This is a genomic window from Rhodoblastus sphagnicola (genome assembly GCF_002937075.1).
Lineage (GTDB): Bacteria > Pseudomonadota > Alphaproteobacteria > Rhizobiales > Beijerinckiaceae > Rhodoblastus > Rhodoblastus sphagnicola.
This window is the reverse complement of sequence record NZ_NHSJ01000140.1, coordinates 29268-55190: the sequence shown is the minus strand read 5'-3', so window position 1 is coordinate 55190 and position 25923 is coordinate 29268. Positions and strand designations below refer to the sequence as shown.

Here is a 25923-nt window from a genome sequence, read left to right as displayed (position 1 = left end):
GAGCCATGATCGAACACAACGACAACAGCGCCGGCGTTTCCAAGGAATTCATCGTGTTCCGGCTCGGCGCGATGGAATTCGCCATCGACATCATGGCGGTGCGCGAGATTCGCGGCTGGACTCCCGCCACGGCCTTGCCGCACGCGCCCTCCTACGTGCGCGGCGTGATCAACCTGCGCGGCGCGGTGCTGCCCATCGTCGATCTGGCGGAGCGGCTGGGGTTCCCTCCGATCGAAATTTCCGCCCGCCGGGTGGTGATCGTGGTGCAGATCGGCAGCAGGCTGGTGGGGCTGCTGGTCGATGCGGTGTCCGACATCCTGTCGCAGCCGTCCGAAACCATCCAGCCGATTCCCGATGTCGCGTCCGAGGTGGTGAAACTCTACGTGCAGGGCGTGTTCGCTTTTGACGATCGCATGGTCGGCCTGATCCGCCTCGACCATCTGACGCCGCCCTCGATCGGAGAAGCCGCTTGAGCGCGCTCCGCAAGGGCAATCTGATCGAAGGCGACTACCCGCTCACGGGTGAGGATTTTCGCGACATCGCCGATATGCTCTATGCGGACGCGCGCATTTTTTTGACGGAGAACAAGGCCAGCCTGGTCTATTCGCGGCTGATCAAGCGGCTGCGGGCGCTGAACCTGGAGAGCTTTTCCGATTATTGCGCGCTGCTGCGCGAGGAGGACAACGGCGAGCGGCAGGAAATGCTGTCGGCGCTGACCACCAACGTCACCCGCTTCTTCCGCGAGCGGCATCATTTCGATCATCTCGAACATTCCGTGCTGCCGCCGCTGCTGGCGCGGGCGCGGCGCGGCGAGCGGGCGCGACTGTGGTCGGCCGCATGCTCCAGCGGCGAGGAGCCCTATTCCATCGCCCTGACCGCGCTGCATCTGGACCCGAGAGTGGCCGATCTCGACATAAAGGTGCTGGCGACCGACATCGATCCCCGCATGATCGCCCATGGCCGCGAGGGCCTCTATCCCGAGGCCGCGCTGGTCGAGGACGTTCCGCCCCAGGCCTTGCAGCGCTACTTCGCCAAGGAGGGCGCCGGCCGGCGCGCCGGCGCGGATTTGCGGCGGATGATCGCCTTCCGTCGCCTCAATCTCAACGCCGCCTGGCCGATGCGCGGCCCGTTCGACGCCATTTTCTGCCGCAATGTCGCGATCTATTTCGACGACGCCACCCAGCGCGCCCTGTGGGCGAAATTCGCCGCCATGCTCGCGCCCGGCGGCTGGCTCTATATCGGCCATTCCGAGCGGGTGGACGGACCCGCCGCCGCCTGTTTCGACAGCGCGGGCGTCACCAGCTACCGCCGCAATACCGCGACCGCGCCGGAGGTTTCGTCATGAAGCCGGTGCGCGTTCTCGTGGTGGACGATTCCGCGACCATGCGCGCCATGATCGCCGCGACGCTGTCGCGCGACGCCGGGATCGAAGTGGTCGGCATGGCCGGCGACCCGATCGAGGCGCGGGCGGCGATCAAGCAGCTCAACCCCGACGTGATGACGCTCGACGTCGAAATGCCGAAGATGGACGGCCTGAACTTTCTCGAAAAGGTGATGCGGCTGCGCCCCATGCCCGTGGTGATGGTTTCGAGCCAGACGGCGCGCGGCGCTTCCGCGACCCTCGCGGCGCTGGAGCTGGGGGCCGTGACCTGCGTCGGCAAGCCCACGATCGAACATCCCAACGCCTTCGACAGCCTGCCGGCCTGCGTGCTGGCGGCGGCGGGCGCGCGCGTGGGCGAGCGCATGACGCCTCAATCCCACCTTCGCCACTCCGCCTATCACTGGGATGGCAAGATCGTCGCCATCGGCGCGTCCACCGGCTGCGTCGAGGCCCTGCTCGCCGTGCTCGCCAGCTATCCCGCCGATTGCCCGCCGACCCTGGTCGCCGTGCATATGCCCGGCGCTTTCACCAAGAGCTTCGCCAAACGCCTGAACGCCGCCACGGAGGCGCAGGTGGCGGAAGCCGAGGACGGCGCCCCGCTCGAAACCGGACGGGTCTGGCTCGCGCCCGGCGGCGTCCACATCGAGGCCACCAATGGTTCGCGGCCGGCCTGCCGCTTGCGTCCGGGCGAACCGGGGGATGTGTTCCGCCCTTCCGTCAACGCGCTGTTTCACGCGCTGGCGAAAAATTTTGGCAAAAACGCGGTCGGCGTGATCCTGACGGGCATGGGCGACGATGGCGCGGACGGCCTGCTGGCCATGCGCGCGGCCGGGGCGCGCACGCTCGCCCAGGACGAGGCGACCAGCATGGTCCACGGCATGCCCCGCGCCGCGAAAAAATGCGGCGCGGTGGAAAGCGAGGCGCCGCTGCACGAGATCGGACGGCGCATCCTGGATTTGACTTTTTTGGAAAGGCGATAACATGGGCTCTTTGGCGGAACGACTGGAAGTCACCGTGGTGGACGACACGGCGGTGAGCCGCGCCCTCATCATCGACGCGCTCGAACAGATCGGCATCACGCGCGTCGTCCAGGCCAAGGATGGCGTGCAGGCCTTGAAGGATATCGTGGCCAAGCCGGGCCATCTGGTGATCTCCGACATGAACATGCCGGGCATGGACGGCTTGACGCTGCTGAAGAAGCTGCGCGAAACGCCCTCGACCAGCCGGATCGGCTTCATCCTGGTGACCGGCAGCGCCGACAAGACGCTGATCGATCGCGGCAAGGCGCTGCAAATGAACAATTACGTCGCCAAGCCGTTCACGGTCGAGGCCGTGCGCAAGGCCATCGAGGCGGTGGTCGGACGCCTGCAATGATCGAAGCGCCGCTGATCACGACGACAATCGTCCAGGGGGAGCGCGCCGTCAGCGCCGACCCTGCGACGGTGTTTTCGACGGTGCTCGGCTCGTGCGTCGCCGTCTGCCTGCACGATCCCGTGGCGCTGGTCGGCGGCATAAACCATTTTCTCCTGCCTGGCGAACAGGCCGAGGGGCGCAATCAGCTTCGCACCATGGAGCGCTACGGCGTCTATCTGATGGAAGTGCTGATCAACGACCTCATGCAGATCGGCGCCCGCCGCGAACGGCTCCACGCCAAAATCTTCGGCGGCGCCAATATGGTGCGCGGGCTTTCCAACATCGGCGCCGACAATGCCGATTTCGCCCGGCGCTTCCTGCGCCACGAGGGCATCCGGATCGTCGCCGAGGATCTCGGCGGCACACGCGCCCGGCGCGTGCAATTCTGGCCCGTCTCCGGCCGCGCCAGACAGATCTGTGTCGCGCCGGGGCCGAAACTGGCCGCCACCGAGGCGGCAAAGGCCAGCGCGTTTCCCTCCGCCGCGACTTCCACCGGGGGCGACATGGAGTTGTTCTCATGAAGGCGCGACGGGAAATCAACGATCTGGCGGGCGCGCTGGCGCGGGCCGCCGAAGCCCTGCGCCTGACCTCCTCGCGGCTGTCGCGGGTGGAGGTCGCCGTCGGGGAGATTTTGCGGCAATCGGAAACGCCCCCGGCGGGGCATTTCACCGATGTGCAGCAACTCGACCTCAGCGTGCAGGAGGTCGCGGCCATCGCCGAGTTTATCGGCCAGCTCGCGCGCCAGATGCAGCGCGGGGTCGCCGTTGATCTTGTCGGCGCCACGCAGCCGGTTCGGCTTCACGATCTCGCGGCTTATCTCACCGGGCGCCAGGCGCTTGCGTCGATGCCGCGCGACAGCGCCGACGACGAGGATATTTTCTTCACGTCGGGCGGCTGAAGCCCGTTCGCGTCCAGAGCATCTTCACGTTTCGTGGAAACATGAAAACACTCCAGATTCTTGTTTTAACGCATTTTTTCACGCGAACCGGTGTCCGCTTCGCTTGAAAATGCTCTAACGCCGACAAGATGAGGCCGCCGTCGCATGTCGCGTCCGTCAATCGGCCATGTCTGGAGCGTCGTCGAGCCATGCGTCGAGCATCCGCGCCGGCACGGCCGCTCCGTCCGGGCCTTCGACGCGCAAGACTTCGGCGCCATCCCGGTCAAGCGCGCGCGCATGCGTCAGCGCGCTGCGTTCCGTTGGGCAAGGCGGCGAACGCATCTCCTTGTTCATCGTCTTGTTGCGATAGACCACGAACCAGGGCATGCGAACTCCAATCGTCGCGTCAGGAACCCGTCGCGCGCGGTCGTGCGCCTTGCCGACCGCGCCCATGGCTGTCATACGCCCATTCTCGAGCGAATGCAGCAAATCCGCCAGGGTTCTTTCATTTTCGACGAGTCATGCGCCCAGTTCAAACACATCCAAGCCGAACGACGACCCGTCGCGTGGCGCCATCGTCGACCAGCGGCAGGCCGCGCGGCTCCAGATTGACCTCGCCGTCGATGGAGGCGGAAACGACGCCGCGCTCGACGCCGTCGGGATTCTCGACACGGATTTCGTAGCTGGAGTCGCCATGGCGCAGCGTGACCTCAAAACTGCTCCAGCTTTTCGGGATGCAGGGATCGACATGGAGCGTGTCGCCCTCCCGTCGCACGCCCAAAATGCTTTCCAGGCCGGCGCGCTGCATCCAGGCGGCGGAGCCGGTGTACCAGGTCCAGCCGCCGCGCCCGACATGCGGCGCCACGGTGTAGACATCCGCCGCGACGACATAGGGTTCGACCTTGTAGCGATGCGCGTCCGCCCGCGTGCGGGCGTGATTGATCGGATTGAGCATGGCGAACAGGCTCGCCGCCTTGTCGCCCTGGCCGAGTTCGGCAAAAGCCATCACCGACCACAGCGCGGCATGGGTGTATTGGCCGCCGTTCTCGCGTATGCCCGGCGGATAGCCTTTGATGTAGCCGGGATCGAGCGGGGTCTTGTCGAACGGCGGGGCGAACAGGGGCGCCAGGCCATCGCGCCGACGGATCAGCTCGCGCCCCACCGAAGCCATCGCCTGCGCCGCCCGTTCGGGCGAGGCCGCGCCGGACAGGGCGGCCCAGGATTGCGCGATGCAGTCGATGCGGCATTCCTCGCTCTGGCTGGAGCCGAGCGGCGTTCCGTCGTCGAAGAAGCCGCGCCGGTACCAGTCGCCGTCCCAGCCCTCGCGCTCGAGCGCGGTCCGCAAGGCGATGGCGTGCGCGCGCCATGTTTCCGCGCGCGCAAACTCGCCGCGCGCCTCGGCGAAGGGGGCGAAACGGTTGAGCGCCGCGAAGAGCAGCCAGCCCAGCCATACGCTCTCGCCGGCGCCGCCCGCGCCGACGCGGTTCATGCCGTCGTTCCAGTCGCCGGCGCCGATCAGCGGCAGGCCGTGGCCGCCCAGCTCCAGACTGCTGTCGAGCGCGAGGGCGCCATGTTCGTAGAGGCTGGCGGTCTCTTCGGTGATTGACGGCGTGAAGAAGCCGTCATGCTCCGACGGCTCCAGGCGCCGTCCCTCCACAAAGGAAATCTGCTCGTCGAGAACCGCGGCGTCGCCGCTGACCCGGACATAGTGGGCGATGGCGAAAGCCAGCCACGCCCGGTCGTCGGAAATGCGGGTGCGCACCCCCTGGCCGGAATGCGGCAGCCACCAATGCTGCACGTCGCCCTCGCCAAACTGGCGCCCCGCCGCGCGAAGAATCTGCGCGCGCGTCATGGCGGGGTGGGAGGCCGCCAGCGCCAGGACGTCCTGAAGCTGGTCGCGGAAACCATAGGCGCCGCTGGCCTGATAGAAGGCCGCGCGCGCCCACAGGCGGCAGGCGACGGTCTGGTAGAGCAGCCAGCCGTTGAGCATGATGTCCATCGACCTGTCGGGCGTTTTCACGGTGACCGCGCCCAGCAGGTCGTCCCAATGGCGGCCGACTTGCGCGAAAACCGCGTCGAGATCGGCGGCGCGATAGAATTCGACCAGATGACGCGCCGCCTGGGCGTCCTCGCCCTGGCCGAGCAGGAAGACGACCTCCACGCTGGCGCCGGGCGCGAGGGTGAGGCTGGACCGCAGCGCCGCGCAGGGATCGAGGCCGGCGCCCAGGGCGTTCGACAGGCTGGCGCCGCTGGCGATCGCCGCCGGCTGGCGCAACGTCCCGTTGCGGCCGATGAACTCGCGCCGGTCGCCGGTCCAGTCGGTCTGGCGCCCGCTGAAATCGGCGAAGGCGACGCGGGAGCCAAAGCCAGCGCTCCAGCGATTGCGGGCGAAGATCGCGCCGGAGGAATCCAGCGCGGTCGTCACGAAAGCGACGCCGGCCGAGCGCGACGGGCCGAGCGCCCATTCCACGAATGCCGTGACGCCGAGGCGGCGCACGCGCCCCGTGAGGTTGCGCAGTTTCAGGCGCGAGATCTTGATCGCCCCGTCGGTCGGAACGAATTGCAGCAGCTCGGACTGGATGTCGTGGCTGGTGTGTTCGAACCGGCTGTAGCCGCGGCCGAAGCGGGCGACATAGGTCGCCTCCTCCAGGCGGATCGGCAGCGCCGTCGGGCTCCAATAGTCGCCGTTGTCCTCGTCGCGCAGGTAGAACGCTTCGCCGGAACGGTCGGAGACCGGATCGTTGGACCAGGGCGTGAGCTGGTTCTCCCGGCTGTTGAGCGACCAGGTGTAGCCGCCGCCCTCGGTCGCCGCCTGGAAGCCGAAACTTTCATTGGCGACGACATTGATCCAGGGCGCGGGCGTCGCCTGCCCCGGTCCGAGAATGGTGACATATTCGCGGCCGTCGCGCGCGAAGCCGCCGAGCCCGTTGAAGAATTCCAGGTTTTTCGTGGACGGCGGCGCCGGCGGCGGGGCGAGTTCGACCGGGCGTTTCGCCTTCGCGCCGGCCGGCGGCCGGGCCGCTTCGACAATGCGTTCGAGCTGTTCGAACAGCCCGCCGCGCTGCGCCACGATCACGACGCGCGCGACGGAGGCCAGCAGCGCGGACGTCTCGGCGGGAATGAGATCGCTGCGCAGCACGAAGGCGGAGCCGCCGGACTCCTCGCCGCGCAGCCTGGGCCGCATCTGGCGGGCGCGGATCAGGGTTTCCAGAGCGATCTGAAGGTCCTGCACATAGGAGGACTGGCGCTCGTTGAGGATCACCAGATCGACGGCGAGCTGCTTCATGCGCCAATATTCGTGCGCTTGCAGCAATTCGCGGGCGACGTCGATATCGTCGGCGTCGGAGATGCGCAGCAGCACGATCGGCAGGTCGCCGGAAATCCCCTGCGGCCACAGCCCGGATTGCGCGCCGGCGCCGGCGACGATCGTCGGCGACGGCGGGCGCAGCGTTGCGTTGGCGTAGATCACGGGACTGGCCAGACGCTGGAACAGGCTGGCTTCGCCGGCGGTGACGCCGAGATGGTGCAATTGCACCTGCGCCTGCGTCCAGGCCAGCGTCGTCGCCCGCGCAAAAGCGGCGTCGTCGCGGTGCTTGTCGGCGATGTCGAGCAGCGTTTCGCGCGTCGAGGCCGCCATGGTCCAGAACGAAATGCGCGCGACCGCGCCGGGCGCGATGCGCACGCGGCGGCGCAGCGCGAAGATCGGGTCGAGCACGGCGCCGACGCCGTTCGACAGCCGTCGCCGGTCGCTCATGGCGAACGGCGTCCTTATGCCCTGACCGCGCCCGAGAAAGCGCGCGCGGTCGGTTTCGAACTCAAGCCCGCCGATGGTTTCGCCATCGACGATGGCGAGCTGGCCGACCCAGATTTCCGGCTCGTTGGGATCGCGCCGGCGCCGCGTGGCGACGAGCGCGCCGACATCAGGCAGGAACTCGGTCTCGACGAACAGTTTCGAAAAGGCGGGATGGGCGACGTCGGCCGCCTGCGGCGCCAGCGCCAGTTCGGCATAGGAGGTGATCTCGATCTCGCGCACGCGGGCGCCGCCGTTGGTCACGCTGACGCGCCGCACTTCGGAATTGTCCTCGGAGGACACCACCACATCGAGCGTGGTCGTCAGCGCGCCGTCGCGCCGCGTGAATTCGGCGCGATCCTCGTTGAAGGCGACATGATAGGAGTCGGGCTGGTCGCCGATCGGCTGGAACGCCGCCGACCACACCGCATCGCTGTGAACGTCGCGCAGAAAGACATAGGAGCCGAAATCGTCGCTGGTCGAGTCTTCGCGCCAGCGCGTCAGGGCCTGTTTGCCCCAGCGGCTGTAGCCTGAGCCGGCCGCCGTCAGCATGGTGGAAAAGAATCCGTTGGACAAAAGATGCGTCGCCGGATGGGCCTGATGCGCCGAGAAGATGCGCCGGCCGCCGAGCGGCTCGACATCGCGCCCCTTCCTTGCGGGCGACTTGATTTCCGAGGCCCAGGGATGGGTGACCGCGACATCGCGCGGCATGCGCTCCTGCAACAGAAGCTCGGTGGCCTGCACCATCGGCTCGCTGTGAAACCGCGTCCGCATTTTCGCGTCGAGCACGGCGTTGGCGATGGCGACGATGGTCATGCCCTGGTGGTGGGCCATGAAGGCGCGGACGATGGCGCAATCCTGCCCGAAGGGCACGCGCGCCGGCGTGTAGTCCAGCGCCTCGTAAAAGCCATAGCGGCCGCGCGCGCCGATGTTGGCGAGGCGCTCCAGATTGGCGCGCGCCGCATGGGGATCGACCATGGTCGCCAGCCCCGTCGCATAGGGCGCCAGCACGACGCTGTCCGCCAGTCCGCGTTTCAATCCAAGGCCGGGAATGCCGAAATTGGAATATTGATAGGTCAGTTCCAGATCGCGCGCGTTATAGGCGGATTCCGACACGCCCCAGGGCAGGCCCAGCCTGGTGGCGAAGGCGATCTGCTTGGCCACGACCAGATGGTTGGTATTGTCCAGCAGGCTGCCCGTCGGCGCCCGCATCACCAGCGACGGCATCAGATATTCGAACATGGATCCCGACCACGAGATCAGCGCGGCGCCATGGGCGACCGGGATCGCGGTGCGGCCGAGATGGAACCAGTGTCGGGCGGGCAGATCGCCCTTGGCGATGGCGAAGAAACTGGCGAGCCGCGCTTCGGAGGCCAGCAGATCGTAGCAATTGGCGTCGAGCGCGCCTTCGGGGGCGAGACAGCCGATCGACAACAGGTTGCGCTGGCGGTCGATCAGGAAGGCGAAGTCCATGTCGAGCGCCATCGACCGCGCGGCGTCCTCCAGCGCTTCCAGCCGCGCGTGAAGCGCAGCCAAGGCGGCGGCGCCGCGTGAATAATCGGCGCGATGCGCGGCGATGGCGTTGACGCCGGCCTGCGCCCAGAACAGCATGTCCGCGCCCGCCGCGTCGCCGCGCTCGCTGGCCAGCGCCCTGGCCATGTCGACCATGGTGGCGGCCTGGAGCGCGAGGTTGACGAGGCGGTTGGGGAAATCGTCGCGCGGGCAAGCCGGCTCGCTCAGCGCGCGCGAAAATTCCGCCAGCGCGGTGTCGAGCTGGCGCCAGGTCACGGTCTGCGTCTTCGGCCCGTCGCGCAGGCCGGCGGCTTCCTTGCGCGCCAGCGCCACGGCGTCGCGGACGCCGGCGAGCGCGCGGGCGTCGTCGGCCGGCGCGAAGCGCCATTCGCGGCAGGCGTTGGCCAGCGCGATCAGGTGCCCGGCGAGATTGCCGCTGTCGACGGAGGAGACATATTTCGGATCGAGCGGACGCAGGTCGCCGGTGTCGTACCAATTGTAGAAATGACCGCGAAACCGCGCCATGCCGCTCATGGTCGCCAGCGTCGCCTCAAGCCGCGCGACGGTCTCCTCAAGTCCGATCCAGCCGAAATCGCGGGCGCTGGCCGCCGACAGCAGATAAAGCCCGATGTTGGTCGGCGAGGTCCGCCGCGCCAGTCTTGGCGTCGGATCCTCCTGGAAATTGTCGGGCGGCAGCATGTGATCGGCTTCGGTGACGAAGGTCTCGAAGAAGCGCCAGGTGCGCCGCGCGGTGAGACGCAAGCCGTTGGCGTCTTCCTCCGACAGCGGCGCGCGCGCCGCGATGCGCGGCGGCAGGCTGACCCAGCGCGCGAGAGCCGGCGAGGCCAGCCAGAGCGCGGCGAAGACGCTCGCCAGCAGCGCATTGGCGCCGCCTGCGAAAGCACCCGCGACCAGGGCGAGCGCGGCGAAGACCGAGGCGCCGAACATGCGGCGGTAATAACCGCCGAGGTCGAGCCGGCGCGCTTGCGACGCCTGCGCGGCGGGAACCCATTCCAGCAGGTTTTTTCTGCTGGCCAGCAGACGGTGCAGCGTGCGCAGAATGGCGTCGCCCATCAGCCAGGCCTGATCGGCCAGGAAAGTGATGGTGAGCGCGGACAGGATCAGCGCCAGTTTAAAATCGCCGCCGAGCGCGCGAAAATGGCTCTTGAGCGTGATGCCCGGGCGCGGCGGCGAAGCCGCGGCGATGACCGGAATCATCGGCGGCAAGGCGATGGTCGCAACGACGAACAGCGTCCAGACAAGGGCGGCGGGAAACGGCAGCAGGAAGCCCGCGAGCAGGGCGAAAACCGCCAGGGGCGCCGAAAGGGTGCGGCGCAGGTTGTCGAGCATTTTCCAGCGCCCGATCGCCGGCATGGCGGCGGCGGATTTCGGCGCTCCCGGCGCGCGCGGCCCCATTCCGACAATCCACGGCAGCAACTGCCAGTCGCCGCGCGCCCAGCGATGATGACGCAAGGCCCCGACATCGTAGCGCGACGGAAATTCCTCGACCACCTCGACATCGGAGGCGAGACCGGCGCGGGCGAATATGCCCTCGAACAGATCGTGGCTCAGCAGCATCGAATCGGAGACGCGACCGGCCATGGCGGCCTCGAACGCGTCGATATCGTAAATGCCCTTGCCGGCGTAGGAGCCTTCGCCGAACATGTCCTGATAGACGTCGGAAACGGCGGAGGCGTAAGGATCGATGCCGCTCAGGCTCGAAAAGATGCGCTGGAACAGCGAGCCTTCGCGGCCGACCGGCAGCGACGGCGTCACGCGCGGTTGCAGCACGCCGTAGCCTTCGACGATGCGGCCGGCGGCGGCGTCGAAACGCGGCCGGTTGAGCGGATGCGCCATTTTGCCGATCAGGCGCCGCACGGTCTCGCGCGGCAGACGGGTGTCGCCATCGAGCGTCACGACATAGCGGATGTTCGCCGGCGCAACGGGCGCGACGCCATCGAAGGCGATAAAGCCGGCGCCATCAGCGCCGCGCAAAAACCGATTCAATTCGTGCAACTTGCCGCGCTTGCGCTCCCAGCCGATCCAGCGCGACTGGCTTTCGTTCCAGACGCGCCGGCGATGCAGCAGCAGGAAGCGCGGACCGCCGGGCGCGGGTCCATAACGCGCGTTCAGCCGCGCCACGCCCGCGACGGCGACCGCCAGCAGGTCTTCGTCGCCCTCGACGCTTTCGGCGTCGGCGTCGAGCCAGTCCGACAGCAGCGCGAAATGCAGGTCGCCCTCGGGGCTGGCGAGATGGTGGATTTCGAGACCCTCGATCTGCTCCTCGATCGATTGCGCATTGGTCAAGAGGGTTGGCACGGCGACCAGTGTGCGCAAATGCGCGGGAACGCCCTTGGCCAGCTCCAGAGCTGGCAGCAGGTTGGCGTGGAAGCCGAATCCAACCGCGCGATTGACCAGCGCGACGCCCGCGTCGATGGCGGGGATCGCGCCGAGACACGCCAGAAGCCCCAGCGTTCCCGCGCCGGCGCCGAGCGCGGCGAGCGCCAGCAGCGGCGCGGCGAGCAGGATGAGGGCGGCGCAAGCGATCACGCCCGCGTAAAGGCCGATGCCGTTCGCCCGATGCAGCCGCGCCCGCCACCGGCGCCGGCGCGGGTGATAGCCGATCTCGGTCTCGAAATCCCGGCGCCCCCCGCCGATCAGATGATAGCCGGGATCGCTCTTGCGCGCGTCGGTTTGCTCGGGCGGAAGCGTATCAAAGCGCCGGGCCGTCGCGACGGCCTGGCGGGCGATGTCGCGTTCGGCGCCATCGGAGCCGCGCGCCAGATCCTCGATGGCGGTGCGGTAGAGATTACGCGTCGGGAAATCCATGTCCTTGTAGGCGGCGTGTTCGCCAAGCGCCGCGTCGACGAGGCTGACCTCCTCGAACAGGTCTTGCCAATCGACGTCCGAGATCAGGCGCAGACTGGTGATGATGTTGCGCACGGTGACGCTGGCCGCGCCCTGGCGCCGGTGCACCTCGCGCACCACATCGTTGGCGCTGGTCTTTTGCGCGGCGAGGCGCTGGTCGAGCCAGTTGAGCGCCGGCGTGATCTTCGGATCCTGGTCGCGCAGCCGGTGGATCAACTGGACGGCGAAGGCTTTCGAGCGCGAGTCGTCCTCGTGGTCGGCGAGCACGACTCTTGCCGGCTCCGCTTCCTTGCCGGACACGCCGAGCAGGCGGTCGGCGAGAGCGTCCGCCAGATGGCGCGCCGCCCGTCCCTGGACGATCTCATCGGCGAGGCGCCGCAGGTTCTCGATCATCACGATGCGCAGCGTGATCGACACCGCCCACAGCTCGCCGATGGTCAGCGGCTGCACCTCCTGGTAGGCGCGCACATAGCCGACCAGCATTTCTGAGTCGAAACGGCTGTCGGTGTGGGCGACAAAGGCCCAGGCCATGCCGAACACGCGGGGATAGCCGGCGAACGGCCCGTCCAGGAGCTTTGGCAATTGCCGGTAATAGCCTGCGGGCAGGTCCGAGCGGATCTCGCGGATCTGCTTTTCGATGAGATGATAATTGTCGATCAGCCATTCGGCCGCCGGCGTGACCGCGCGGCCCTCGTCGGCTCCCAGCAGCAGGTTTTTGTAAGCGGCGAGCAGCACGGCGCCGTTTTGCGCGAGGCGGGCGGCGAGCGGATGTCCCTTGATCGGCTCTCGCGTCACGGTTTGCGCGGCCGCGAGGCTGCGCGCGTGCTCCTCGATGCGCTCGGCGCTGAACAACTCTTCGCGAACGGGTTCGGGATTGTCCCAGGCCGAGGGCGCGCGTGCGAACAGGTTGCGGACAAATGTCAAGAAGAGCCTCGAATCGAAGTCGGAACGGGTGTCGCGCCCTCATGCCCCCGCGCGACGACAGGCGTCCTCAAGCGCGAAAACAGGGGGCTTTGGTTGGGGGGCGTGTTGTTCACGCGACCCGGCATTTCCTTGGCTTGAAAATGCAGGCATGTTTGCGAAAAATGGTCCGGGCGTCCGCGGACGCGGACCTTCTCGCCGGACAACAATATGAAATAAAAATGGCGATCGCCCGGTGAACGGGCGTTCGCCGAACGAACCCTGGCGCGGAGTCGTTTTTCGCGCGGGAGCCCCCAAGATCGAGGGGGCCGGACCTTCAAGGTCCGGAGGCGGGCCGCCAGTACATCCGTGGTCGGCTCGCCTCCGGCGTGAAGGTCAGGTCACGATTTCAAGCTTTTCAGCCGACATCTTGCCGGTCCTGCGGTCCGCGACGAGTTCGAAGGAGACCTTGTCGCCCTCCCGCAACTGGCTGATGCCGGCGCGCTCGACCGCGCTGACATGGACAAAGGCGTCCTGACCGCCGCCATCCGGCGCGATGAACCCAAAGCCTTTTTCGAAATTAAACCACTTCACGGTTCCCTGAGACATGGAAACCCCTTTCTAGATAAGCCGGAAATGCGTGCCAGCGCGGTCGCCGGCAGTCGAATTTGCACTTTTTAGCAGGATATGTGTGGGGCGATCGCGAGTAGTTTCCTCGGAAACCATGCCTGAAAGCCACCGTTCGACTTCACCAATTTAGCGAGTCCCGTCAATTTTACAAGTGAAAAGCTATATAATATTTCATGCGCTCATTCATGGATTGCCGATCTGGCCGCGTGCGCGCTAAAACCCCTCCTCGACGCGTTGTCTTTACGCGAACCCACATTCCCTTGCGGTGAAAAGGAGAGTTTCTTGATCACGCTCAGGATCGCGCACAGGACGACCTATCGCTATCGCCACCCGGTGAGCCTGAACCCTCACCGCCTGATGTTGCGCCCCAGGGAGAGCCGCGACCTCCGGCTGATTTCGAGCGAGGTGACGATCACGCCGCCGGCCACGCTGACCTGGTCCCAGGACGTGTTCGGCAACAGCGTCGCCGTCGCCACCTTTTCCAACACGGCCGACACGCTCGTCATCGACAGCGTCGCGCAACTCCAGCTCGCCGACGACCCCTGGCCGATCTTCGACCTCGAGGTTCGCGCCATGACCTATCCGTTTCGCTACGCCGACGACGAGCAGACCGATCTCGGCGCCCTGATGTTCCAGCAATACCTCGATCCAACGGGGCGGCTGCGCGACTGGGCGTGGGCTTTCGTCCGTGGCGTCCAGACCGACACGCTGGCGCTGCTCAAGGATCTTAGCGCGGGCGTTTCCCTCTGGATCCGCTACCAGAGCCGCGAGGACGAAGGCGTGCAATCGCCGGTCGAGACGCTCGATCGCGGCTGGGGATCCTGCCGCGATTTCGCGGTGCTGTTTGTCGAGGCGGCGCGATGCCTGGGTTTTGGGGCGCGGATCGTTTCGGGCTATCTCTTCGTGGCGGAGGGGCTCAAAGGATCGGCCGACGCCGGCTCGACCCACGCCTGGGCGGAAGTCTATGCGCCCGGCGCCGGGTGGATCACCTTCGACCCGACCAACCGGAGCGTCGGCGGGCAAAATCTCGTCCCGGTGGCCGTCGCGCGCGACCTCAGGCAGGCGATGCCCGTCAGCGGCAGTTTTGTCGGCGCCTCCGACGCCTTCCTTGGGCTGTCGGTGGAGGTCGCGGTCACGGCCGAGGCGTGACGCTGTTTCGTTCCCGGAATTGGAAGCGCGCGTCGCGGATCAAGGGAAAGGGTCGAAACTGGCCTGAATCTCGACGCAGGCAAAGTTGAGTTAAAAGGCCGAAATTATATGCCGGTCTTAACCTTGCGCCCGTCAATTCATAAAGACTGACTTGATCTGTGACATACGGATTTCTTGCTTCCTGTGCGAAACTGGCCTTGACGACCGAAAATAACAAGACAATGCGGCGTCACGGGGAGCATGTGAATGGACAGCGAAATCGCGGAAATCATGGAACTGGCGCTCATTCACATGCTTTACGCGCGCGCCGAACTGGAAGTCTCGAGCATGGACGCGGTCGCCCGGCAAAGGGCCCGCGACCATGTCGATGAAGCCGTGAGACAGTTGCAAATGCTGGCGTCGCAAAGAGGACAGTCGCGCCAGGGCGACGCCGCCTGAAAGGCGGAGACCGGCCCGCGCCCGCCGTCGGGGCGGATGCGCTTTGACACTGGACCGATCCGATATACGCTTTGGGCGTGAAGCGCGCTGGAGGCGATCGATTGACGTTTGGTGAGCGGCGGACGCGTCCGCGTTTTGTTGTCTGGCGTTTCTTTGGCTGGCGGCGTCTGCATCGGACGGCGGCCTATCGCGCGGACAAGGCGGCGTGACGGCGCCCCCTCTGACCCACCACGAAATTCTCGGCCTGATCGAACCTTTCACCCGTCGCGGCCGCCATGTCGATCTCTCCGCGAGCAACCGCATCGAGCGGCGCCTCGCCTTCAAGCCGATCGTGCGCGACAGCGCAACGACGGGCTGCGCTGGCGCGAGCGAAATCCTTCAGCTTGAGAACCCACGCCCCCCGCTGTTCAGGCTGATCCGCGTCGTGACCCTTGCAAGCGGCGCGACAGCGAAGCTGACGACGGAGGGCGACGATCCCGGAGAGCTGCTGGCCCGCGTCGAGGCCGTTCCGCTGGAGCGCCAGTTTCGCTGGGTCGCGGATATTCCCATCGCCTTCAGCTACCGGCTGACGCCTAAGCCGGGCGATGCGACGCGGCCGATGCCGATGGCGCTCACATCGGCGCAAACCCGGCTCGATCGCCTCGATCTGGCCGTGAAGGCGGACACCGGAACAGGATATCCGGCGGAGATCGAGCTGTCGCCCCGGCCGGATTGTGCGCTGGCCATGCCGGAAGACTTGCCGGAAGACTTGCTGGCGATTTTAGGCTGGGATTGGCGGGTGCTGCGACCGCGCGGGGCCGGTTGGACCAGCTCCTTGCGCGCGCCGGGCAAGGAGCCCCGCCGCAGCCGCCACATCGAGAGCGCGCTGGAGCGAACCGTGGCGCATCTCGCTCGGACTTTTGCCGAGCCGCCGCGCCAATTCCACGACAGGTTTTTGCGGGCGCGCTGGGCCGTGGTGTTCCGGCGCCTGATCCCCCTGTTGGTGTCCGTCGCCCTGATCGCCGGCGCCGGGGCGCTGACCTTCGCGGGCATCCCCGAGGACTCCCCCTTCCGGTTTCTGATCTTCAACTTTCCGCCGGTGCTGCTTTTCATGCTGTTCGCCATGCGTGAACTGCCGCGTTTCGAAATTCCGCCGCTGCCGCGTCCTTCCAAGGCTCCGTCATGGTTTCCCTTGCCGGACGTTGGCGAAGGTCCGGAAGCGTCGGTTGAACCCCATCTCATCGATGAAGAAAGGGCCTGATGCGCGGCAATCCCATGAACATTCCCCCGATTTCGATCGCGACGGCGAAAGCCGCCTTGATCGAGCAATATTCAGACCCGGTGCTGCGGCGCCGCGCCTCGATGCTGTGGGGCGCGCGCGGCGTCGGGAAGTCGTCCGTCGTCCGGCAGGTCGCGGACCATTTCAAGATTCCGCTGGTCGATTTGCGTCTGACCACCATCGAGCCGGTCGATATTCGCGGCGCCATCTATGCCGACGACGCACTGGCGAAAACCGTGTGGTTCCCGCCTGAATTCCTGCCCTCGCCCGACGCGCACGATGGCATCCTGTTTCTCGACGAACTGACCGCCGCCGATCAACGGCTGCAAATCTCGGCCTATTCCCTGATCCTCGATCGCCGCGTCGGCAATTACGTTCTGCCCGATGGCTGGCAGGTGATCGCCGCCGGCAACGCCAGTTTCCATGGCGCGGTCGGCCACGATATGGGAACGGCGCTGGCCGACCGCATGTTCCACTTCAACGTGCAGACGGTGATCGAGGCTTTTCTCGACCACGCGACCTCCATGAATTTCGCGCCGGAGGTTATGGCTTATCTGAAAATCCGGCCGGACAAGCTCGACGATTCCCAGGCGCAGCTTGCGGGCGACCATCTGATCGGCGCCAGCCCGCGCGGCTGGGAGGACATTTCCAATGTGCTGAAATCCGGCCTGTCCGCCTCGGCCAAACGCGTGTTCGTGCAGGGGCGCATAGGCGCCGCCAATGCGGCGGAGTTTTTTGGCGTGCTGCGCGAGATCCAGGCCGGCGCCGACGTGGTGCGCCTGCTGGCGGCGCGTCCCGGCGCCGAGACCGCCGCCCTGCTGCCGAGATCGCTCGACGCCCTCTACGGCATGATCTACGGGCTGTTGGCCGCCTGCGCCGACGACCGGACTTTTTCGCGCGCGCTTGAGATTGTTGAGCAATTGCCCGATATCAAGGGGGCCACGCCGCTGCCGCTGCGCGAGGCGCAGACCCTGACGATGGAGCTGTTGATGCAGCGCGCGCTCGCCGCGGGGCTGGAGGCCGCGATTCTGGACAGTCCGTCCTACCGACGCTACGCCGAATTGCGCCGCCGGGATGGCGTCGATGCATGATCACCGGGGCGTCCGCGCGATCCAGCGCATGGTGGAATTCGCGCCGTCCACTGGCGGTCTCGCGCTCTGGGTCGGGCACCAGGACATAATCGACGACGACGCGCCCATGGTGATGACCGACGGCGACCGGGTGTTGTACGGCCCCGCCTTCGAGCGCCTCGGCCTGCCCGAACAGACGGGATTTGTCGCGCACGAGGTTCTGCACATCGCGCTGCGCCACCCGCAACGCGCGCTCGATCTGCGGCGCGTGCTTGGCGATCTCGACATGCAATTGTTCAACATCTGCGCAGACGCCATCGTCAACAGCGCGCTTGGGCATCTCGGCTGGCTGCGCCTGCCGGCTTCGTCCGTTTTCCTCGACGAGTTGCTGGCGCAGGCGCTGAATGTGAAACAGGATGTCGAAACCGCTTTGTTGCAATGGGATGTCGAGCGGCTCTACCGCAGCATCGACGATCGCGGCAAGGGCGCGCGGGCGGAGACCGGCGCCAAGGCGCGCGCGTCCCAGGCCGAGGGCGACGGTTCGCCACGCCAGACCGGCGACCCGCTTCAGCCGAGCGCCCAGCCAAGCGCCCAAGATGGCCCGCGCGCGGCGCGGGCGCGCGAACTCGGCGCTCAAATCGCTTACGACCTCGCGCCGAACCTCGACGCGGAATCCGCGCCGGAGCTTGAAACCGAACAGGCCCGCGAATGGAGCGAGCGCCTGTTGCGCGGCCATGCCGGCGACGGCGATTTTTCCATGCTGCGCGCCCTGATCGCCGATCTGCCGCGCACCCGCACCCCCTGGCGCCAGGTTTTGCGCACGCGGCTCGCCAGAGGACTTTCGCGAAAGCAGGCGGTGTCGTGGTCGCGGCCGACGCGCTCCTATATCGCCAACCAGGGACGCGCCGGCCCGAACCGGCGCCTGCCGTTCGAGCCCGGTTCCTGCGCCAACGCCAACGCGCCGCGCATCGCCGTGATCGTCGATGTGTCCGGCTCGATCGACGACGATCTGCTCAAACAATTCGCCACGGAGATCGCGGCGATCAGCCGCCGGCAGGAGGCTGGCCTCATTGTGGTGATCGGCGATGACCGGGTCCGTCGTGTCGAGGTCTTCGAGCCGGGCGCGTTCGACTTGCGCGACATTGATTTGGACGACATTGATTTCGCCGGCGGCGGCGGCACCGATTTCACGCCGCTGCTCGAGCGCGCCGACCTGTATCGGCCGGACATTGGCGTGGTCCTGACCGACCTGGAGGGACCGGCGCGCTTCCAGCCGGAATGGCCGGTGATCTGGGCCGTGCCGGACTCCCACGCGCGCGCCGCGCCGCCGTTCGGTCAAAAGCTGGCGCTGGCGCGGGATTGAGAAGAACGACCGCCTGTCGCTTGTCAGGGAACCAGGGCAATCAGGTGAATGAAGAAGAAGCACGCGCGGTCGTGTTTCCTTCTCCCCAAAGCCCATCGCAAGACGGGCGTCATGCGACGGGCTATGGGGGTCGGATGAGGGGTTCAAACGCAAGAACAAAGGCGTTTTTCCGTGACTGCCGACCCCCTCATCCGTCTCGCCGCCTGACGGCGGCGATCCACCTTCTCCCGCAAGGGGAGAAGGAGTCCCCGCCTAACCGCTATTTGCGTTCACCCGATTGCCCTGGTCAGGAAGCGTCAGCGCATTCTTTCCGGCTTGCTTGCGCAACAAAGTCCATGTTTGAGAAAAACGATCGCACCTCCGCCTCTGTCAGCCGGTCGGCGATGACAATGAGCCGCGAGCGGCGCTCCTGGTCCGGCCAGTCCGGCAGCGGTTCGGGCGGATGCAGGAAGTGTTGCACGCCATGGACGGCGACGGGGCGTCCGTTGAGGTTCAGCAGACCCTTGATGCGCAGGATGGCCTCGCCGTGCGCCTCGGTCAGGTCGCCGACGGCCCGCGCGAACGCCTCCCATGTCACGGGCTGGTCGAACCACAGGCAAAACGCGCCGATGCCGTGGGAATGGTCGTGATCGTGACCGGCGTGTTCGCAGATGGGGCGGGCGGCCCCCGGATCGAACAGCCAGGCGGCGTCCACGGCGCCGTGATTGGCCGTCGTCAGCGGCGCCCAGGGATTGATCTCGGCCAGCCGGTCCCGCAAACGCGTCACCGCCAGTGGCGCGGCGATGTCGCTCTTGCTGAGGAGGATGCGGTCGGCGAGCGCGACCTGCTTGACGCAAACCCGCTGCCTCCCGAGTTCGCGCAGGCCTTGCAAGGCGTCCACCACCGCCACCACGCCATCCACGCGGAACAGACCGGTCAGCTCCGGCGCCTGGACCAGCGGCGCCAGGATCGGACCGGGGTCGGCCAGACCGCTGGTTTCGATCACGACCCGCTCGAACGGTTTTTCCGCGCGCAGCGCGTGCAAGCCCAGAAGGGTCGAGACCACGTCGCCGCCGATGGCGCAGCACAGGCAGCCGCCGCTCAACACGACGACCTGGCCTTCGGTGCGCCCGATCAACGCCTGATCAAGCGGAACCTCGCCGAATTCGTTGATGACGATTGCGAGGCGCCCCGGTTCGGGCTGGCGTAGCAGGGCGGACAGCAGGGTGGTCTTGCCGCTGCCCAGAAAGCCCGTGACCAGCGTGACCGGAATACGCGAATCCGCGCCGCTCACGCCACGGCTTCCAGTTCAGGGCGGTTGGGGCGGGGAAACGCCATGGCGGCGACGAACACTTTGGTAAAGGCGTCGTCATTGGCCAGCTCCACCGCTTCGACCGCGCGCACCAGCCGCGCGAGCGACTCCCGGCTCGGCGCGTGGGTCAGCAGGGCTTCAGCGCCGGTCTGCGAGGTGTTGCCGACATATTCCGCCTTGCCGTCGAATTCGGGCGGGAACAGGCCGATATCCAGCAGGCTGCGCACCGTCAGGTGATAGCCGAACGAACCCGCGATCAGCGCGCGGTCCACTTGCGCCGCGATCAGGCCGTTGCGGCGCAGCAGCACGTCGATGCCGGCGCGCACGGCGCCCTTGGCGAGCTGCACCTGGCGGATGTCGCCCTGCGACAGAAAGACGGTTTCGGTGAGATGAAACACAGGCTTGCCGTCGCGCTCGCCAAAGCGGGCTTGCAGGCCCGGCGGCAGCGCGCCGCGATTTTTGGTGAAGCGGCCGGAGCTTTCGATCACGCCATGCACGGCCAGTTCGGCGATGGCGTCGAGCAGGCCGCTGCCGCACAGGCCGACAGCTGGCGCGTCGCCGATGGTTTGCACGCTGACGTCGCCGCCTTCGAGACTGACGCGCTCGATGGCGCCTTGAGCCGCCCGCATGCCGCAGGCGATGTTCATGCCCTCGAAGGCCGGGCCGGCGGCGGTGGAGGTCGCCTGCAAATGGCCGTCGCGGGCCAAGACCATCTCGCCGTTGGTGCCGATATCGACGAACAAGGTGACGCCCTTGGCCTCGGCGAGGCTGGCGGACAACATGCCGGCGGTGATGTCGGCGCCGACGAAGCCGGAGACGATCGGGGGCACATAGACCAGCCCGGATTTCGAAATCGCCAGCCCCAAGGCCCGGGACGACAGATGGCGGTCGCCGGTCAGCGTCGGCGTGTAGGGATAGCGGCCCAAGGGTTCGGGATCGACCTTGGCGGCCAGATGCAGCATGCAGGTGTTGCCGGCGATCACCGCTTCGTAGATGCGCCGGCGCGGGATGCGGGCCTCGGCGACGAGTTCGCCGATGAGACGGTTGATCTCGCCAATGACCTCGCCCGCCAGCAAGGCCAGCCCCTCCGGCGTCGAGCCCAGTTTGATGCGCGACAGCACGTCCTGGGCATGGTGCGCCTGCGGATTGAGGGCCGAGGCCGAACCAACCCGCGATCCCGTCCCCAGATCGATCAGCGAGGCGACGATGGTCGTGCTGCCGATGTCGATCGCCAGGCCATAGCTGTAGGGCGTGGTGTCGCCGGGCTCCTGCGCGATCACATCCGCGCCGGACAGGACTTCGGTGGCGTTCAACTCGGGCCGGTGGCGTTTGCCGATCCACGGCGCCAGCGGCAGGTCGATCTGCTGGCCGTGCTCCAGAATCTTCAACCCGTGCTCGGCGCCGACCGGCATGTCGAGGGCGAGGTCGCCTTCGACCAGCGTCGTGCAGAGCAGCACGAAACCGTCGCGACGGTCGGCCTCCGACAGTTTGTCGGAGGCTACGATGCGGGCGGCGTCGCGGGCGTCGTCGTCGAGGCGCACCTTGCATTTGCCGCATGTGCCCGCGCCATTGCAGGGGGCGTCCAGCCGGATACGGCCGCGCCGCGCCGCGTCGAGCAGCGAGGAGCCCTTCTCCACTTCAATGCGCAGGTCATGGGAGCGGAAATGAACCTGCGCCATCACGCGTTTCCCTTCACGGTCTCGGTGAGGGCGCGGATGTTGTGCAGGCCGGTCGAGGTGCTCAGGCCGCAGGCCGGCGAGATGATGTCGATGCCGTCGCGCACGAGACGGGCGGTGTTGCGCGACACTTTTTCCGCATCGCCGAATTCGAGCAGGGAGGTGCTGACGTTGCCCATTGTGTTGATCTGGGGGAAGTCCGCCTTCAACTGCTTGAGATTGACCAAAGCGTCGACGCTGATGGCGTCGGCGTGGATCGCGGCGAGCTGGTTGCGGCTCTTGGACATGTCGCCGCAAATATGGACGATCACCTGCTTGCCGTTGGCGTGGACCGCGTCGCACACCTGATTGATGTAGCGCACGGCGAAATCTTCAAAGATGCGCGGTCCCAAAATCTCGCCGGTGGCGGTGGGGTCGCCGATGGCGATGACATCGGCGCCGTTGTCGATGACTTCGCGGGCATATTCCACCAGCAGCCGCGTCACATAGTCGAGCACGCGATGGGCGTCTTGCGGGCGGGTGCGCAATTCCTTGAGAAAGGTCAGCGGCGTCACCACCGATGCGGCGGTGCTGACCGGGCCGGACAGGCTGGCGATCACGGGGGTGTCGGGGTTGCGCTTTTTCAGGTGGTGGGCGGCCTGGACGACGGTGGCGATGCGGCCCTCGCGGATGATTTTCTTCACATCGCGGATTTCGACCGCGCCGCAGGAGGCGAACGCCTCTTCGGCGATTTTGGGTTCGCAGGACAGCGTGCCCGGATCGATGCGGCTGCCGAGAATTTCCGGCTCGACGGTCATGCAGAACGGCACGCCGAGATTTTCGAAGCCGGTGGCGGCGTGGACGCGCTGGGCCAGTTCGGCCATGCCCTCGGCGTCGAAATGCGCCGCCGGCAGGGTCGGGCCGTTTTCGTCCATGACCTGGGTCACGGCGGCGTTCATCATCCCGCCGGTGCAGATCACCGGGGCGCGGTCCACCGGCTGGTTGGCGAGAACGCGACTCAGACGTTCGCTTGGAGCGATGTCAGACATTTGCGACCTCCTGTTCGGGCGATTGGGTTGTTGCGCCGGTCATGGCGCGAATGTTTTGGAGCGGCGTGATGCTGGACATGCCGCAGGTCGGCGACAGCGCGTCGAAGCCGCCGGGACCGGACAGCCGCGCCGCCAGTTTGGCGATCGGCCCCGGCTGGCCCTGGTGCAGCAGGAAGGTGCTGATGTTGCCGACCAGGGCGACATCCGGCAGGCTTTCGCGCAGTTCGGCGGCGGTGAGCGAGGCGTCGGGGATATAGGCGTCGACGCCCAGACGCGCCACGGTTTCGGCCGACTTGCCCAGCGCGTTGCACATGTGCAGCAGGACTCGCCCGCCGGCTTCGTGGATGGCCGCGACCAGCCGTTGCAGATGCGGAAACACCGCCGTCTCAAAAGTGCGCGGTCCCACCAGCGCGGGCGTGGTGGTGTCTTCATGGATGGCGATGGCGTCGGCGCCGGCGGCGATCAACTGGCGCGACCAGGCGATCAGGAAATCGGTGACATGGGCCGACAGCACCGCCGTTTCGCTCGGCCTGGTGCGCAATTCGCGCAAGAAAACGGTCGGCTCGACCACGGAGGCCGCGATGCTGACCGGACCGATCAGATTGGCGATGATCGGCAGGTCGCCGGCCGTCGCGGCCAGTCGGCGCACCGCCTCGACCGTCACTTTTACGCGACTGCGCCGCAACAGGTCGTCCACCGAAGGCACGGTGACGTCCACGATCGACGCGAAGGGCTCCTGGACGATGCGGGCTTCGGTGCGGGCGTCGCCCAGATCGATCTTCACGCCGAACGCCTCGGCCTCGACGGTGACGCACAGCGGAACGCCGACCGATTCAAAGCCGGTGATGCGGGCCGCCGCCAGGGCCAGTCCAGCCATGGCGGCGGCGTCGCAATGGGCTTCCGGCAGGGCAAAACCCGAAAGCGCCACCACGTCCTCTGGGGTCGCGGTCATGCTGCCGCCGGTGCAGATCACTGGCGCGCGGTCCACTGACTGGCGCGCCAGGGCGCGCAAGAACCGTTCCCGACGATCGAGGCCCATCTCAATACCGGCCATAGAGGCGGGCGGCCTGCACCATGGTGCGGGCGCTCAGCAGATTGCCGTTGGGCGGGAACTCGCAGCCGCTGGACAGGATGAACCCGCCTTCGGCGACTTTGAACGTCTCGATCTGCTGGCGGCTGTCTTCCAGCACCTGCGCCTGGGAAAATTCGTGGCCGACCTTGGCGGGATCGGCGACTCCGATGGTGACCACCTTTTTGGCCCAGTTGGCGGCGTGTTCTTCCCAATTGGCCGAGCCATGGGCGGGATAGGCGTGGGAAATGGCGATGGGGTTGATGTGCTCCAGCACGGCGTCGAAATAGACGCCGCCGCCGCAATTGTGCACCAGCACCGGCACGCCGGCGTCGCGAATGGCGTCGGACACGGATTTGAAGATTTCGGCCTCGAATTTGACCCAGGTCGATTTCTTCAAAATGCTGGCCGAGGAATAAAGCGGATCGAGCACGATGGCGTGCGCCCCGGCCTCGATCTGGGCCAAGGCGTATTCGACCAGCACCTTGTTGATGGTGTGCACGGCCTCCAGCACCCGGTCGGGATGCCTGATGATGTCCTTGAACAGTTCGGCATGGCCGCGAATCTGCGAGAGAACGCCGAGCGGGCCGTAAACAAAACCCATGGTCGGCACCGTGTCGCCCTTGGCTTCGACCAGCCCGCGCACGATTTCGATCACCGTGGACATGCGCCGCGACTTGCGCGGATCGACCGCCTTGACCTTGGAATAATCGTCGGCGGTCTTGATGAAGGGATTGTCGAAATTGGGCAGCGCCGTGCTGCGTTCGGGGAAGATCAGCTCCTGGCCGAAATCTTCCGCCTCGACCGACAGATCGACCAGGGTGAGGAAGCCGTCGAATTCGATCAGCTCCTGCGCGGCGACCAGGCTGGCGATGGCGATCCTGGGGTCCTGCGACCAGCGGTCGTAGGAATAGCCGAGCACGCGGCAGGAGGCGCCGCAGACCAGCGGGGCGGCCGGCACACGATCCGGCTTCTTGTATTGCAGCGCGAGCACCACCCGCTCCAGCGAGGAGAGTTCCTCGCTCTGTTCGGTGCGAATGGCGATGGTCATGCCGCGTTCACCAATCCAACGAGACGTTTGGTCAACTCCACCGCCTGAGCGGCTTTGGGCGCATAGCCGTCGGCCCCGATGCGGTCTGAGAATTGCTGCGACAGCGGGGAGCCGCCGACGATCACCTTGAAGCGGTTGCGCACCTGCTCGGCTTCGAGAATGGAGACCACTTCGCCCATGCGCTCCATGGTGGTGGTCATCAGGGTGGAGAGGGCGATGACATCGGCCTTCAAGGCGATGGCGGCCTCGACGAATTTGCGCGGCGGGACGTCGCGGCCGAGGTCGTGAACCTCGAACCCGGCGACCTCAAGCATGATGCGGACCAGATTCTTGCCGATGTCGTGGGTGTCGCCCTGGACGACGCCGATCACCACCTTGCGGTTGAAGCCGCTGTCATGCCCCTTGATGTGCGGGCGCAGGATCGCCAAGCCGGCATACATGGCGTCGGCGGCGATCAGCAGTTCCGGCACGAAATATTCTTCCTCGTCGAACAGCTTGCCGGCCCGGTTGACGCCCGCGAGCAGCCCGTGCTCGACCGCGTTCCAGGCGTCGTAGCCGCGATCGAGCACTTCCTGCGACAGCTTGGCGGCAAGCGCCTCGTCCAGTTCGAAAACGGCGGTCGCCAATCGTTCAAACAATTCTTCCTGGTCGGCGGACATTCATTCACTCCATTGTGGGGCGCGGGACGGGCTGGATTCAGGTGTGTTGGGCTTGCCCTCCGGGAAGACGATGCGGGCGACGCCGTCGTGCAAGCGGATGAAGCCGAATTCGCAAGCGGGGACGCAGGCGCCGCATCCGGCGCAGTTGGCGGCCTCGATCTCGACGCCGCCGCCGGACGCGGCGACGATGGCCTCATTGAAGCAGGCGTCGAGGCAATCGGCGGGACAGGCGTCGCACTGGGCGGCGGAGGGCTGTTCGGTTTGTGTTTGCGATGGGGAGCCGATCATGTTCGCGCCTGATGGTCCTTTCGCAGGTTTTGCCAAGCCGTTCCGCCTATTAGTCCACTAATTCTATAGACGCAATCTTTCTAGAAGTCGAGGAGATTTCTTGCGCGCTTTGAGTCAGTTGAGAAATTGCCGGCGGCGCTTGCTTCCGCCGCTCGGACCTCCCGTTGTTCAGCGGATCGCAGATCGCGATCTCGCGGAAACCGTGTGACAAG

The 25923-nt window shown here is 66.6% G+C and carries 21 protein-coding genes; 11 read left to right on the top strand and 10 right to left on the bottom strand.

All coding sequences use genetic code 11. From position 1 onward, the window contains the following. Window positions 1-5 precede the first annotated feature (5 nt). The 6 genes from CCR94_RS24100 to CCR94_RS24075 are packed head-to-tail and all read left to right on the top strand — an operon-like array spanning window position 6 to window position 3692. Window positions 6-473: a chemotaxis protein CheW gene (locus tag CCR94_RS24100; protein WP_104510817.1), complete on the top strand. Its 468-nt coding sequence runs from the start codon at window positions 6-8 to the stop codon at window positions 471-473. Continuing rightward, complete coding sequence (locus CCR94_RS24095) at window positions 470-1345, top strand: CheR family methyltransferase (protein WP_244594218.1); 876 nt, start codon at window positions 470-472, stop codon at window positions 1343-1345. The genes CCR94_RS24100 and CCR94_RS24095 overlap by 4 nt, the downstream gene beginning before the upstream one ends. Then, window positions 1342-2361 carry a protein-glutamate methylesterase/protein-glutamine glutaminase gene (locus tag CCR94_RS24090; protein ID WP_104510816.1) on the top strand — a complete coding sequence of 340 codons (1020 nt, stop codon included), beginning with the start codon at window positions 1342-1344 and terminating at the stop codon, window positions 2359-2361. Before CCR94_RS24095 ends, CCR94_RS24090 begins: the two co-directional genes overlap by 4 nt. Window position 2362: 1 nt before the next feature. Then, a complete protein-coding gene (locus CCR94_RS24085; RefSeq protein ID WP_104510815.1) occupies window positions 2363-2755 on the top strand; it encodes a response regulator in 393 nt (130 codons plus the stop codon). Next, the gene (locus CCR94_RS24080; protein WP_104510814.1) at window positions 2752-3315 is read left to right on the top strand and encodes a chemotaxis protein CheD; all 564 of its coding nucleotides are present in this window, start codon (window positions 2752-2754) and stop codon (window positions 3313-3315) included. Before CCR94_RS24085 ends, CCR94_RS24080 begins: the two co-directional genes overlap by 4 nt. Then, window positions 3312-3692 (top strand): hypothetical protein, encoded by a 381-nt coding sequence (locus CCR94_RS24075; RefSeq protein WP_104510813.1) that lies wholly within the window; start codon window positions 3312-3314, stop codon window positions 3690-3692. Before CCR94_RS24080 ends, CCR94_RS24075 begins: the two co-directional genes overlap by 4 nt. A gap of 156 nt (window positions 3693-3848) precedes the next feature. On the opposite strand, the gene CCR94_RS24070 is transcribed toward CCR94_RS24075, so the two are convergent. The 3 genes from CCR94_RS24070 to CCR94_RS24060 all read right to left on the bottom strand — a co-directional run bounded on the left by CCR94_RS24070 (window position 3849) and on the right by CCR94_RS24060 (window position 13350). Beyond that, entirely contained in the window at window positions 3849-4058 is a 210-nt protein-coding gene (locus CCR94_RS24070) for a hypothetical protein (protein WP_146090174.1), read from the bottom strand. A 145-nt stretch (window positions 4059-4203) separates the two neighbouring features. After that, the gene (locus CCR94_RS24065; protein ID WP_104510811.1) at window positions 4204-12765 is read right to left on the bottom strand and encodes a glycoside hydrolase family 94 protein; all 8562 of its coding nucleotides are present in this window, start codon (window positions 12763-12765) and stop codon (window positions 4204-4206) included. Between the two features lie 372 nt (window positions 12766-13137). Beyond that, entirely contained in the window at window positions 13138-13350 is a 213-nt protein-coding gene (locus tag CCR94_RS24060; protein ID WP_104506760.1) for a cold-shock protein, read from the bottom strand. 303 nt (window positions 13351-13653) lie between these two features. On the opposite strand from CCR94_RS24060, the gene CCR94_RS24055 reads away from it, so the two are divergent. From CCR94_RS24055 to CCR94_RS24035, 5 genes are all read left to right on the top strand, one after another. After that, entirely contained in the window at window positions 13654-14520 is an 867-nt protein-coding gene (locus CCR94_RS24055; RefSeq protein WP_104510810.1) for a transglutaminase family protein, read from the top strand. Between the two features lie 246 nt (window positions 14521-14766). After that, entirely contained in the window at window positions 14767-14958 is a 192-nt protein-coding gene (locus CCR94_RS24050; RefSeq protein ID WP_104510809.1) for a hypothetical protein, read from the top strand. 205 nt (window positions 14959-15163) lie between these two features. After that, window positions 15164-16198 carry a hypothetical protein gene (locus CCR94_RS24045; RefSeq protein WP_104510808.1) on the top strand — a complete coding sequence of 345 codons (1035 nt, stop codon included), beginning with the start codon at window positions 15164-15166 and terminating at the stop codon, window positions 16196-16198. Then, window positions 16198-17307 carry a P-loop NTPase family protein gene (locus CCR94_RS24040; RefSeq protein WP_104510807.1) on the top strand — a complete coding sequence of 370 codons (1110 nt, stop codon included), beginning with the start codon at window positions 16198-16200 and terminating at the stop codon, window positions 17305-17307. The genes CCR94_RS24045 and CCR94_RS24040 overlap by 1 nt, the downstream gene beginning before the upstream one ends. Then, complete coding sequence (locus CCR94_RS24035) at window positions 17300-18649, top strand: vWA domain-containing protein (protein WP_104510838.1); 1350 nt, start codon at window positions 17300-17302, stop codon at window positions 18647-18649. Before CCR94_RS24040 ends, CCR94_RS24035 begins: the two co-directional genes overlap by 8 nt. Before the next feature lie 286 nt (window positions 18650-18935). On the opposite strand, the gene CCR94_RS24030 is transcribed toward CCR94_RS24035, so the two are convergent. From CCR94_RS24030 to CCR94_RS24000, 7 genes are read right to left on the bottom strand one after another with little or no spacing between them, the layout of a single operon-like run. Beyond that, complete coding sequence (locus CCR94_RS24030) at window positions 18936-19922, bottom strand: CobW family GTP-binding protein (protein WP_104510806.1); 987 nt, start codon at window positions 19920-19922, stop codon at window positions 18936-18938. After that, entirely contained in the window at window positions 19919-21619 is a 1701-nt protein-coding gene (locus CCR94_RS24025; protein ID WP_104510805.1) for an ASKHA domain-containing protein, read from the bottom strand. Before CCR94_RS24025 ends, CCR94_RS24030 begins: the two co-directional genes overlap by 4 nt. Next, window positions 21619-22644 (bottom strand): uroporphyrinogen decarboxylase family protein, encoded by a 1026-nt coding sequence (locus CCR94_RS24020; RefSeq protein WP_104510804.1) that lies wholly within the window; start codon window positions 22642-22644, stop codon window positions 21619-21621. The genes CCR94_RS24025 and CCR94_RS24020 overlap by 1 nt, the downstream gene beginning before the upstream one ends. Continuing rightward, the gene (locus CCR94_RS24015; protein ID WP_275112842.1) at window positions 22637-23683 is read right to left on the bottom strand and encodes a uroporphyrinogen decarboxylase family protein; all 1047 of its coding nucleotides are present in this window, start codon (window positions 23681-23683) and stop codon (window positions 22637-22639) included. Before CCR94_RS24015 ends, CCR94_RS24020 begins: the two co-directional genes overlap by 8 nt. Before the next feature lies 1 nt (window position 23684). Further along, on the bottom strand, window positions 23685-24764 hold the full coding sequence (locus CCR94_RS24010; RefSeq protein ID WP_104510802.1) for a uroporphyrinogen decarboxylase family protein: 1080 nt from the start codon (window positions 24762-24764) through the stop codon (window positions 23685-23687). Further along, a complete protein-coding gene (locus CCR94_RS24005; RefSeq protein WP_104510801.1) occupies window positions 24761-25423 on the bottom strand; it encodes a corrinoid protein in 663 nt (220 codons plus the stop codon). Before CCR94_RS24005 ends, CCR94_RS24010 begins: the two co-directional genes overlap by 4 nt. Beyond that, a complete protein-coding gene (locus tag CCR94_RS24000; protein WP_104510800.1) occupies window positions 25424-25711 on the bottom strand; it encodes a 4Fe-4S dicluster domain-containing protein in 288 nt (95 codons plus the stop codon). Between the last annotated feature and the right edge of the window lie 212 nt (window positions 25712-25923).